Raw genomic sequence first — 12284 nt, forward strand, 5'->3', positions numbered from 1 at the left:
CTGCGGCGCGGCGGCCCGGCCGCCGCACCCTCACTGGTCGCCGCCTGGGCCGCGGCGGCCGCCCTGCCCGGCGACCTGGGGGAGCGCGCCATGCTCGGCGACACCGGGGCGCACGCCCTGGGCGCGGCTCTCGGCGCCGCCGTCGCCGTGGGCAACGGGCGCGCCGGACTGCTCGCGCACGCCGCCCTGGTGGTCGCCGCCGCCGGGTGCGGCGACCGGGTGAGCCGGCTCGCCCGCGCCCTCTGATCCTCCGAAGCGCCGGGCGCACGCGCCCTCAACGCTTCCCTTTCACTCGTGTGAGTGACGTGGTGCACCGTGTCGGCCCGTCACCGAGCGTTTTCCGCCACCCGTTGGCGCCGGAACACCCGTACGTACTGGCATCCTTGAGGAGGGAGCGGCGCCCGGAGCGGACCCGCGCGACGCGGCCCTCGGCCCCGGACCCTCCGCCCGATCTTCGGTACGTTTCCCCGTGACCGCCCGACGCCGCACCCGCAGGCGCCGACCATCCGAGCCGTCCGACGCCGTACCGACCGGCGCCGACCGTCCGACGCCGAACCAGGAGCCCCGGCCGCGTGAGCCCCGTGACCCGCCACGTAACGCACGGTCAGCCGCCGCTGCGCACCGTGCAGGTGCTGGGCGGCGGCAACGCGGGCAGCAGCGCGCACGTGCGGTCGCTGACCGCGGGACTGATCGCCAGGGGCGTACGGGTCACGGTGTGCGCCCCCGAACAGGTCGACCGCGCCTACGGCTTCACCGCGGCCGGCGCCGAGCACGTCCACGTGCCGCGCAGCAGCGACCCGGTGTCCGTGGCCGCGCTGCGCACCGTCTGCGCGGGCGCCGACCTGGTGCACGCGCACGGACTGCACGCCTCCTTCCGGGCGGCGCTCGCCCTCAGCGGCCACCCCACCCCGCTCGTCGTCACCTGGCACAACCACGCCCACGCCGAAGGGCCCCGCGCGCATCTGCTGCGCGTGCTGGAGCGGCGCGCGGTCAGGGCCGCCACCATCGTGCTCGGCACCACCTCCGAACTGGTGGACCGGGCCCGCCGCCGCGGCGCGCGCGACGCCCGGCTCGCCGCCGTCTCCGTGCCCCGGCCGCACCCCGCCGCCGCGCATCCGGGCCGCCCCGACGCCAAGGTGCGCGCCGAGATCGGCGCCACCGGGCGGCCGTTGCTCGTCACCGTCGCCTCCCTCGACCCGCACCGCGGCCACGAACTGCTGCTGGACGCCGCCCGCGCCTGGCGCACCGCCGAACCCGTGCCGCTGGCCGTGGTCGCCGGCGAGGGACCGCTGCGCGGGGCGCTGCAACGGCGGATCGAGGACGAAGGGCTGCCGGTGCGGCTGATCGGCCGGCGCGAGGACGCCGGCGAACTCCTCGCCGCCGCCGACCTCGCCCTGCTGCCCGGCAGCCGGGAGGCCCGCTCGGTGCTCGCCCAGGAGGCCCTGCACGCGCGCGTGCCGCTGGTCGCCGCCCGCACCGGCGGGATCGCCGAACTCGTGGGCGACGCCGCCGAACTCGTCCCGCACGGCGACGCGCGGGCGTTCGCCGCCGCCGTGCTGCGGCTGCTCGGCGACCCCGGACGCCGCCGGGAACTGCGGGAGCTGGGCGCCCGGCAGGCGGCCGGCTGGCCCACCGAGGACGAGACCGTCGCCCAGGTGCTCAGCGTCTACGACGAGTTGACCCGGCCCGGCCCGCTCGGCCGGCGCCTCGTCACCGGCTGACCGGGGCGGCGAGAGTGCGTGCACGGCGTCTCGCGGCAGCCGGGAATCGTCGGACAGGTCCTACGGCACGTGCCGGCGGGCGCGCAGGGCGAGGCTGAGGGCCAGCACTGTCTGCGGGTCGTCCAGGTCGGTGCCCAGCAGCTCACCGATGCGGGCCAGGCGGTTGTAGAGCGTCTGCCGGTTCAGATGCAGCTCCCGGGCGGTCTCCGCCTTGCGGCCCGCGTGCGCCAGATACGTCTGAAGGGTGGGCAGCAGCGGCGGCTTGGACCGGTTGTCGTGATCCCGCAGCGGGCCGATCGCCCGGTCCACGAAGGCCGCCAGGTCCGGATGGTCGCGCAGCCGCCACAGCAGCAGGTCGATGTCCAGCCGCCGGGCGTCGTACCAGGGCCGTTCCGGCAGGCCCTGCGCCGCCGTTGCCGTCTCCGCCGCGTGCCGCAGCCCCGCCGAGGCCGCCGCCCAGCCGCCCGCCACGCCGACCACCACCACCGGCGGCTGCGCGCCCGGCCGGTGCATCCCGGCCCGCTCCACCCCGGCCCGCAGCGCCGCCGCGACCCGGTCGGCGACCGCCGCCCGCTCCGTCTCGGAGCGCAGGCCCACCAGCAGCGGCACCCGGCCCTCGACCGGCCGCACGCCCAGCAGCACCGGCACCCCCACCGCGGCCAGCTCCTCGGCGACCGCGCGGGCCAGCACCGCCCAGCCGCCGCCGGGCGCCAGGGCGTCGCCGAGCCGCATCACCACGGGCAGCAGCGGACTGGCGCCCGGCTTGAAGCCGAGGACGCGGGCCTGCGCCGGGGCGTCCTCGGCGGCGATACGGCCCTCGGCGAGGTCGGTGAGGAAGTCGCCGCGGCCGCGCGCCGCCAGTTCCTCCTCCTGCCGGGCCTGCATCAGCACCACGGCGAGGATGCCGGCCGCGCGCTCGGTGGCCATCCGGTGCACCGGGGCGAGCGGGGCGCGCACCGGCAGCAGCACCAGCCGGGCGCGGACCGAGCCGGTGCCGGGGCCGCCGCCGGGCACGTCCACCAGGACCGAGCCGGCCGGCGGGGCGTCCTTGTGCTGGCCGCGCAGGCCCTCCCACACCTGGAGCGGGTCGGCGCCCTCGGGGCCGGGGCCGGCCGCGTACAGGAGCCGGCCGTCCGGGGTCTCCAGGAAGACCGGGTTGCCGGCGGCGCCGGCCAGGATGGCGAGCACCTGGGGCACCCCGCCGCCGCCGAGCAGCGCCTCGGTGCAGCGGCGGTGCACCTCCTCGGCGCGTTGCAGCAGGGCGTAGTGGCCGTTGACGATCTCGGTGTGGATCTCCTCGGTGACCGTCACGAACGGCACCTCGCGGTGCAGCTGGACGAGCGGGAGACCGGCGGTGCGGGCCGTCTCCACCAGGGTGGCGGGCAGGCGGGCGAAGCGGGGGCCCAGCTCGACGACGAGGGCGGCGATGCCGCGTTCGGCGAGGGTGCGGACGAAGGCGCGCTGGTCGGCGGGGCGGGTGCCGAGGCCGTAGCCGGTGGTGAGGAGGAGTTCGCCGCCCTTGAGGAGGGAGGCGATGTTGGGGACCTCGCCGGCGTGCACCCAGCGGACGGTGCGGGTGAGGCGGTCCGCGCCCGCCAGGATCTCTGGGAGGCCGCTGCGGAGGCCGGGGAGTTCGAGGGCGCGCTGGACGGTGATGCCGGCGCCCTCGGTGTCTGGTCGAGGGTCCATGAAAGCGGACGCTACCTGCAAGTTTGGGGGCTTGGGGGTTCTTGGGTGACCGGAGTCGCGGGATGCGTGGAGCTCGGGGTGACCGCAGTGGCCGGGTACCCCGAGCTCGGGGTGGCCGTCGGGTGAGTGACGCTTGCCCCGCTTGAGGGGGCGCCTCCCCCAAGCTCTTCGAGCAGGGGGGACCCCCAGCCCACCCGTGCCGCCCCAGCGGCACGACTGCCCGCACTTGGGTGAGGGCAGCCGCGGGGGATGCTTCAGCCGCCGTAGGCTCCGCTCGCTGTGAGGCGGAGGGCGGTGTCGATCAGGGGGACGTGGCTGAAGGCCTGGGGGAAGTTGCCGACCTGGCGTTGCAGGCGCGGGTCCCACTCCTCGGCCAGCAGGCCCAGGTCGTTGCGGAGCGAGAGCAGCTTCTCGAAGAGCTTGCGGGCCTCGTCCACGCGGCCGATCATCGCCAGGTCGTCGGCCATCCAGAACGAGCACGCGAGGAACGCGCCCTCGTCGCCGGGCAGACCGTCCACGCCCGCGTGGTCGCCGTCGGTGGGGTAGCGCAGGATGAAGCCGTCGCTGGTGGACAGCTCGCGCTGGATCGCCTCGATGGTGCCGATGACGCGCTTGTCGTCCGGCGGCAGGAAGCCCATCTGCGGGATCAGCAGCAAGGAGGCGTCCAGCTCGCGGGAGCCGTAGGACTGCGTGAAGGTGTTGCGCTCCTTGTCGTAGCCCTTCTCGCACACGTCCCGGTGGATCTCGTCGCGCAGGTCCTTCCAGCGCTCCAGCGGCCCGTCGACGTCGCCGGACTCCATGAGCTTGATCGTGCGGTCCACCGCGACCCACGCCATGACCTTGGAGTGCACGAAGTGGCGGCGCGGCCCGCGCACCTCCCAGATGCCCTCGTCCGGCTCCTGCCAGTGCTTCTCCAGGTAGCGGATCAGCTTCAGCTGGAGCAGGGAGGCGTAGTCGTTGCGGGCCAGGCCGGTCATGTGGGCCAGGTGCAGGGCCTCGGTGACCTCGCCGTAGACGTCCAGCTGGAGCTGGTGCGCGGCGCCGTTGCCCACGCGGACCGGGGCGGAGTTCTCGTAGCCGGGCAGCCAGTCCAGCTCCGCCTCGCCCAGTTCGCGCTCGCCGGCGATGCCGTACATGATCTGGAGGTTCTCCGGGTCGCCGGCGACCGCCCGCAGCAGCCACTCGCGCCAGGCGCGGGCCTCCTCGCGGTAGCCGGTGCGCAGCAGCGAGGACAGGGTGATCGCCGCGTCCCGCAGCCAGGTGTAGCGGTAGTCCCAGTTGCGCACGCCGCCGATGTCCTCGGGCAGGGAGGTGGTCGGGGCCGCGACGATGCCGCCGGTGGGAGCGTAGGTCAGGGCCTTCAGCGTGATCAGGGAGCGGACCACGGCCTCGCGGTAGGGGCCGTGGTACGTACAGTGCCCGACCCACTCGCGCCAGAACTCCTCCGTCGCCTCCAGCGACTGCTCCGGCTCGGGCAGCGGCGGCGGCTCCTTGTGCGAGGGCTGCCAGGAGATGGTGAACGCGATCCGGTCACCGGCGGCGACGGTGAAGTCCGCGTACGTGGTCAGGTTCTCGCCGTAGGTCTCCGCGGGTGTGTCGAACCACACCGAGTCCGGGCCGGCGACGGCGACCGTCCGCGTCTCGTGCCGGTGCACCCAGGGCACGACCCGGCCGTAGGAGAAGCGCATGCGCAGCGTCGAGCGCATCGGGACCCGGCCGGTGACGCCCTCCACGATGCGGATCACCTGCGGGGCGCCGTCGCGCGGGGGCATGAAATCGGTCACGCGGACCGTGCCGCGCGGGGTGTCGTACTCCGATTCCAGGATCAGCGAGTCGCCGCGGTAGCCGCGCCGGGTGGCCGAGGGCGGCTCCGCGCCGTCCGGGAAGACCGGGCCCAGCCGCCAGAAGCCGTGTTCCTCGGTGCCCAGCAGACCGGCGAAGATGGCATGCGAGTCGAAGCGGGGCAGGCACAGCCAGTCGACCGTGCCGTCCCGGCAGACCAGGGCAGCGGTCTGCATGTCTCCGATGAGTGCGTAGTCTTCGATGCGCCCGGCCACGTGCAACTCCAGTCGAACGGCCACGTCACCCCGCAAATGGGGGCTGTCGCTTGGTGAGGTCAAGGGGTCTTGGTAGTACGTCGTCGAGCGGTGAGGCAAACCGCCGGCCGTGGGGCACGACGACGGACCTTGCGCACACCACTGCTCAACGAACTGACGAGCTCTCGATGTTCCGGTCGGATACGGGCGGGGGTGGTGCCGTCTTGCCGGCCCTGCTCGGCAGCGAGTGTCCGAGCAGGATACGACGCACGTTCATGATCCGCGTGCCGCTCCGGACAACCTGCCTGCGCCGAACGGGTGAGCGCCGGGTGAGGAAACCGTGACCGCCACGCACCGCTGACGACGCGTGTGCGGAGGGTGCCCGGAGGCCCTACCCGTCCGGCGCTGATACCCTGGTAGCCCGTGGACCGGTGGGCAGGAAACCCCCGACCGCAGCGACGGCGCCTCAGCCGGAAAACCCGGGTTCCCCGGGCCGGAGCGCCGTACCGCACGACAATTCGCGACCACGGGAGCCCCCTCTTGGCCATGCCGCCCGCTGCTTTCCGAAACAGCACAGCAACGACGACCAAGCACATCTTCGTCACCGGGGGTGTCGCCTCCTCGCTCGGCAAGGGCCTCACCGCCTCCAGCCTGGGCATGCTGCTCAAGGCCCGGGGCCTGCGCGTCGTGATGCAGAAGCTCGACCCGTACCTGAACGTCGACCCGGGCACGATGAACCCGTTCCAGCACGGTGAGGTGTTCGTCACCAACGACGGCGCCGAGACCGACCTGGACATCGGCCACTACGAGCGCTTCCTCGACCGCGACCTGGACGGCTCGGCCAACGTCACCACCGGCCAGGTGTACTCGACCGTGATCGCCAAGGAGCGGCGCGGCGAGTACCTCGGCGACACCGTGCAGGTCATCCCGCACATCACCAACGAGATCAAGCACCGCATCCGGCGGATGGCCACCGACGAGGTGGACGTCGTCATCACCGAGGTCGGCGGCACGGTCGGCGACATCGAGTCGCTGCCGTTCCTGGAGACCGTCCGCCAGGTCCGCCACGAGGTCGGCCGGGACAACGTCTTCGTGGTGCACATCTCGCTGCTGCCCTACATCGGCCCGTCCGGCGAGCTGAAGACCAAGCCGACCCAGCACTCGGTGGCCGCGCTGCGCAACATCGGCATCCAGCCGGACGCGATCGTGCTGCGCTGCGACCGCGAGGTGCCCACCGCCATCAAGCGCAAGATCTCGCTGATGTGCGACGTGGACGAGGCCGCCGTCGTCGCCTGCCCCGACGCCCGCTCGATCTACGACATCCCGAAGGTCATCCACGGCGAGGGCCTGGACGCCTACGTGGTGCGCAAGCTCGACCTGCCCTTCCGCGACGTGGACTGGACGACCTGGGACGACCTGCTCGACCGCGTTCACAACCCCGACCACGAGATCACCCTCGCCCTGGTCGGCAAGTACATCGACCTGCCCGACGCCTATCTGTCGGTGACCGAGGCGCTGCGCGCCGGCGGCTTCGCCAACCGGGCCCGGGTGAAGATCAAGTGGGTCACCTCCGACGACTGCAAGACCGCGGCCGGCGCCGCGCAGCAGCTCGGCGACGTGGACGGCATCTGCATCCCGGGCGGCTTCGGCGACCGCGGTGTGCTCGGCAAGGTCGGCGCGATCCGCTACGCCCGCGAGAACAAGGTGCCGCTGCTCGGCCTCTGCCTGGGCCTCCAGTGCATCGTGATCGAGGCCGCGCGCAACCTGGCCGACGTCGCGGACGCCAACTCCACCGAGTTCGACCCGGCCACCGCCCACCCGGTGATCTCCACCATGGCCGAGCAGCTCGACATCGTCGCCGGCGAGGGCGACATGGGCGGCACCATGCGGCTGGGCATGTACCCGGCGAAGCTGGCCGAGGGCTCCATCGTGCGCGAGGTGTACGACGGCAAGGAGTACGTCGAGGAGCGCCACCGCCACCGCTACGAGGTGAACAACGCCTACCGCGCCGAACTGGAGAAGAAGGCGGGCATCCTCTTCTCCGGCACCTCCCCGGACGGCAAGCTCGTGGAGTACGTCGAGTACCCGCGCGATGTGCACCCCTACCTGGTCGCCACCCAGGCCCACCCCGAGCTGCGCTCGCGCCCGACCCGCCCGCACCCGCTCTTCGCCGGCCTGGTGAAGGCGGCGGTCGAGCGGAAGATCGCCGAGTAACACACCGGGTTGTACGGTTGCCGGGGTGCACACCTGCCGAAGGTGGGCACCCCGGTTTTTCGTAGGCGGTGCCGGCCGCGGGCCGCGGCGTGTGTGGGAAGGACAGGGCATGACGATCAAGGACACCCCCGAGGAGTGGGAGATCCGGGGGAGCCGGACCCCGTTCACCGGGGCCAAGACCTCCGTCCGCACCGACGAGGTGGTCATGCCCGACGGCTCGGTGGTCGGCCGCGACTACCAGGTCCACCCCGGTTCCGTGGCCGTCCTCGCCCTGGACGGCGAGGACCGGGTGCTGGTCCTCCGCCAGTACCGCCATCCCGTGCGCGAGCGGCTGTGGGAGATCCCGGCCGGCCTGCTCGACGTGCCCGGCGAGAACCCGCTGCACGCCGCGCGGCGCGAGCTGTACGAGGAGGCGCACGTCAAGGCGGAGGACTGGCGGGTGCTGACGGACGTGTACACCACCCCCGGCGGCTGCGACGAGGCGGTGCGGATCTTCCTCGCCCGGGACCTGTCGGAGGCGGAGGGCGAGCGCTTCGCGGCCGAGCACGAGGAGACCGACATGGAGCTGGCCCGGGTGCCGGTGGAGGAGCTGGTGCGCGGCGTCCTCGCGGGCGACCTGCACAACAACTGCCTCGCGGTCGGCGTGCTCTCCCTCGTCGCGGCCCGGCACGGCGCCGGCCCGGACGCCCTGCGCCCGGCCGACGCGCCCTGGCCGGCCCGGCCCTTCGCGTCCTGAGCCGCGGGTGCTCTGTGGGTGCACGGCAGGTGCTCCGCGGGTGCGCCCTCCCCGCCCGTTCCGGTGTGACGATCGCTTGATCCGATTGGGCGATGTATCCGCGCTGCTCGTCACGGCACGTCGCAGAGCGTGAACTAGGCTCTGGAAACGCCCGTACCGAAGACCCGGTGGGCTGGCGCGTGCAGTGGGACGGGAGTGTGGCCCGTGACGGATCAGGCGGTGGACGCGGACGGCGCGAACCTGTCCGGGACCGACCGGTCACCGGCGGCCGCGCCGGGCCTCTTCCTGGGCCGCACACGGGAGTTGAAGGAGCTGCGCGCCGACATCGAGCGCGCCGGTCTTGATACCATCTCCGGCCGCAAGGCGCCCCGCGCGCGGGTCCTGCTCATCGCCGGCCGCCCCGGCTCCGGCCGCACCGCGCTCGCCGAGGAACTGGTCCGCCAGATCGCCGAGCGTTACCCGGACGGCGTGCTGCGCGCCCGCCTCGCCGAGCCCGACGGCGCCCCCGTCCCGGTCGAGCGCGCCGCCGGCGACCTGCTCGCCGCCCTCGGCCTGCCCGTCCCGCCCGGCGCCGCCGAGGACGACCTGAGCCAGGCGCTGCGCACCGCCCTCGCCGAGCGGCGCGTGCTGCTCCTGCTGGACGACGCGGCCGGCGCCGAGCAGGTCGACCCGCTGCTGCCGGACAACGCCGACTGCCTGCTGGTCGCCGTCTCCCGGGGCCCGCTCACCGGCATCGCCGACGTCCGCCCCTGCACGCTCGGCGGCCTCGACGCCAAGTCCGGGGTGGAACTGCTGGCCCAGCACATCGACCCGGTGCGCATCACCGTCGACCCGCGCGCCGCCGAGTCCCTGGTGGAGGTGTGCCAGGGCCAGCCCGCCGCGCTCACCCTGGCGGGCGGCTGGCTCGCCGCCCGCCCCAAGGCGGCCGTCTCCGATCTCGCCAAGCAGCTGCACGCCGATCTGGACGAGGGCGCCGTGCTCGACCGCGTCCTGCGGTTCGTCCACGACTCCCTGCCCGGCTCCGCGGCCCGGGTGCTGCGCCTGCTCGCCCTCGCCCCGGCCGGCGCCGTCGACCCGCAGACCGCCTCCGCGCTCGCCGGCTGCTCGCTGGAGAGCGCCCGGGACCTGCTCGACGACTTCGCCGCCCTCGGTCTGCTGCGCACCGTCGCCTCCCCGCTGCCGAGCTACGAGGTGCCCGGCTGTCTGCACCCGGCCCTCGCGGCCCTCGCCGAGCGCCTGGAGCGCCCCGCCGAGCTCCAGCTGGCCCGGGCCCGGATGCTGGAGCGGACGGTGCGGCTGCTCCAGTCCTGCCGGGCGATCACCGAGACCGACAGCGCCGAGACCCGCGAACGGCTGGGCAGCCTGCCCCCCGGCCTGCGCTTCCCGCATCCCCGGGCCGCCGACCAGTGGCTGCGCGCCCGCCGGCCCGCCCTGCTCGCCGCCGCCCGGCTCGCGGTCGCCGACGGGGAGCTGGACACCCTCGCCCGCCGGCTGATGTCCCAGCTGGTCCGGGCCATGGTCGCCCACCTGGGCACCCAGGCCGCCGCCGGCGACCTCTACGGCATCCACCGCCTGGTGCTGGACGTGGCCCGGCGCCGCCATCTGCCCCGAGAGCAGGCCGCCGCACTGCTCAACCTCGCCGATCTGGACGCCCGCACCGGCCGGACCGCCGACGCCCTGGCCCGCTACCGGGCCGCGCTGGACGCCGGACGCGCCGCGAACGACCCGTACGCGACCGGCAGGGCGATGGAATCCGTAGGCGGCGCCCACCAGGAGCTGGGCGACTTCGACCGGGCGGCCGACTGGTTCGGCCGGGCGCTCGCCCAGCGCCTGGCGCGCGACGAACGCGAGGACGCCGCCCGGCTCTACGGCCGGATCGCGACCGCCCACACCTACGCGGGCCGCTACGGCGAGGCGCTGCGCAACTGGCGGGCCGCCGTCGCCGCGCACCGCAAGGCGGGCGATGTCGCCGCGCACGCCCGGGCGTTGAGCGAACTCGCGCGCGTCCAGGAGTACGCCGGGCGGCCCGCCGACTGCCTGCGCACCTGCCAGGAGGCCGTGGAGCTGGCCCGCCGCGCCGAGGACGTACGGCTCCAGGCGGCGCTCCAACTGCGGCTCGCCGACACCCTGGAGCGACTCGGCGATCCGGCCGCCGCCGCGCTGCACCGGGGCGCCGCCGAACGCCTGCTCGCCGGCGAAATCCGGCCGCCCGGCCCCGCCGACGCGTCCACGGCCCAGGACGGTCAGGACGGCACATCACGGGAACAGGCCGCTGACGCCTGCGAAATCCGCAGCACGCCTGGTGAAGATTGATGCAATGAAAGGCTAGACAGGGAGAACGCCTTCATTAGACTGGCTCTGCCGCTCGTTCTCCTGCGGTGTCTCCTGGTATGCCCGTGCGTGCCGGGGTACGTCTTGTATTGCCCCACATTCCCTGAGCCAAGGACCGTGATCGACGTGAAGGTCGGCATCCCCCGCGAGGTCAAGAACAACGAGTTCCGGGTGGCCATCACCCCCGCCGGCGTGCACGAGCTGGTGCGCAACGGCCACCAGGTCGTCGTCGAGCGGAACGCCGGCGTCGGCTCCTCGATCCCGGACGCGGAGTACGTGGCCGCCGGCGCCGAGATCCTGGAGACGGCCGACGAGGTGTGGGCCGCCGCCGACCTGCTGCTGAAGGTCAAGGAGCCGGTCGCCGAGGAGTACCACCGCCTCCGCAAGGACCAGATCCTCTTCACCTACCTGCACCTGGCCGCCTCCAAGGAGTGCACGGACGCGCTGCTGGAGTCCGGCACCACGGCGATCGCCTACGAGACGGTCGAGCTGCCGGGCCGCGCGCTGCCGCTGCTCGCCCCGATGTCCGAGGTCGCGGGCCGCCTCGCCCCGCAGGTCGGCGCCTACCACCTGATGGCCGCCGCGGGCGGTCGCGGTGTGCTGCCGGGCGGCGTCCCGGGCGTGCCGGCCGGCAAGGCCGTCATCATCGGCGGCGGCGTCTCCGGCTGGAACGCCGCGCAGATCGCCATCGGCCTGGGCTTCCACGTGACCCTGCTCGACAAGGACATCAACAAGCTCAAGGAGGCCGACAAGATCTTCGGGACGAAGATCCAGACCGTCGTCTCCAACACCTTCGAGCTGGAGAAGGCTTGCCTGGACGCCGACCTCGTCGTCGGCGCGGTGCTCATCCCGGGCGCCAAGGCCCCCAAGCTGGTCACCAACGAGCTGGTCTCCCGGATGAAGTCCGGAAGTGTCCTTGTCGACATCGCGATCGACCAGGGCGGCTGCTTCGAGGACTCGCACGCCACCACGCACGCCGAGCCGACCTTCCGGGTCCACGAGTCGGTGTTCTACTGCGTGGCCAACATGCCCGGCGCGGTGCCCAACACCTCCACCTACGCGCTGACCAACGCCACGCTGCCCTACATCGTCTCGCTCGCCAACAACGGCTGGGTCGAGGCGCTGCGCCGCGACGCCGCGCTCGCCAAGGGTCTCAACACCCATGACGGCAAGGTCGTTTACAAGGAGGTCGCCGAGGCGCACCACCTGGAGCACGTCGCGCTGGAGACCCTGCTCGGCTGACCCGGACGGCCGCGCCGCCGGCCAAGTGCCCAGGGGTCACAAGGCGATACGTCAACATGTGTCGTCAACCCCGCCCACCCGGCCGGACCTTGCCCGACAAGGTCCGGCCGGGTGTGTGTATGGTCACTTCGCCGCACTCGGCCAACTCGCCTCGAACGCAACCATTCGACCGATTCACGCACCGGTGAAACCTGCTGTGCGACGGTTGTACGCCCTTGACAGGGGGATGTTCCATTGCCGACACATCGGGCCGGGTCCGGCGGATTGTGTTGCTGCGGACGCCCGACACGCCATAGAGTCGCCGAACGTCGGCAT

Annotated in this window: 7 protein-coding genes and 1 pseudogene; 6 read left to right on the plus strand and 2 right to left on the minus strand. The window is 73.5% G+C overall.

What is annotated here, in order from left to right:
* Positions 1–246 (plus strand): annotated as a pseudogene (locus ABEB07_RS33260) (hypothetical protein); the annotation flags it as partial.
* A gap of 326 nt (positions 247–572) precedes the next feature.
* A complete protein-coding gene (locus tag ABEB07_RS33265) occupies positions 573–1721 on the plus strand; it encodes a glycosyltransferase family 4 protein (protein ID WP_345671753.1) in 1149 nt (382 codons plus the stop codon).
* 60 nt (positions 1722–1781) lie between these two features.
* Here the strand turns inward: ABEB07_RS33265 and ABEB07_RS33270 are convergent, their stop codons facing one another.
* Positions 1782–3410 carry a PucR family transcriptional regulator gene (locus ABEB07_RS33270; protein ID WP_345671755.1) on the minus strand — a complete coding sequence of 543 codons (1629 nt, stop codon included), beginning with the start codon at positions 3408–3410 and terminating at the stop codon, positions 1782–1784.
* 254 nt (positions 3411–3664) lie between these two features.
* Positions 3665–5467: a glycoside hydrolase family 15 protein gene (locus tag ABEB07_RS33275; protein ID WP_164584775.1), complete on the minus strand. Its 1803-nt coding sequence runs from the start codon at positions 5465–5467 to the stop codon at positions 3665–3667.
* A 525-nt stretch (positions 5468–5992) separates the two neighbouring features.
* On the opposite strand from ABEB07_RS33275, the gene ABEB07_RS33280 reads away from it, so the two are divergent.
* The 4 genes from ABEB07_RS33280 to ald all read left to right on the plus strand — a co-directional run bounded on the left by ABEB07_RS33280 (position 5993) and on the right by ald (position 11969).
* Complete coding sequence (locus ABEB07_RS33280) at positions 5993–7660, plus strand: CTP synthase (RefSeq protein WP_345671756.1); 1668 nt, start codon at positions 5993–5995, stop codon at positions 7658–7660.
* Between the two features lie 109 nt (positions 7661–7769).
* The gene (locus ABEB07_RS33285; protein ID WP_345671757.1) at positions 7770–8396 is read left to right on the plus strand and encodes an NUDIX hydrolase; all 627 of its coding nucleotides are present in this window, start codon (positions 7770–7772) and stop codon (positions 8394–8396) included.
* 204 nt (positions 8397–8600) lie between these two features.
* Complete coding sequence (locus ABEB07_RS33290; RefSeq protein WP_176148419.1) at positions 8601–10709, plus strand: tetratricopeptide repeat protein; 2109 nt, start codon at positions 8601–8603, stop codon at positions 10707–10709.
* 135 nt (positions 10710–10844) lie between these two features.
* Positions 10845–11969 (plus strand): alanine dehydrogenase, encoded by a 1125-nt coding sequence (gene ald / locus ABEB07_RS33295; RefSeq protein WP_164587198.1) that lies wholly within the window; start codon positions 10845–10847, stop codon positions 11967–11969.
* Positions 11970–12284: the final 315 nt, after the last annotated feature.

Source organism: Streptomyces similanensis (assembly GCF_039543625.1).
GTDB classification, from domain to species: Bacteria; Actinomycetota; Actinomycetes; order Streptomycetales; family Streptomycetaceae; genus Streptomyces; species Streptomyces similanensis.

Excerpts from the sequence above, each read along its gene's own strand:
- ABEB07_RS33270 (WP_345671755.1), bottom strand. The coding sequence starts at position 3,410 with ATGGACCCTCGACCAGACACCGAGGGCGCCGGCATCACCGTCCAGCGC.
- ABEB07_RS33280 (WP_345671756.1), top strand. The coding sequence starts at position 5,993 with ATGCCGCCCGCTGCTTTCCGAAACAGCACAGCAACGACGACCAAGCAC.
- ABEB07_RS33285 (WP_345671757.1), top strand. The coding sequence starts at position 7,770 with ATGACGATCAAGGACACCCCCGAGGAGTGGGAGATCCGGGGGAGCCGG.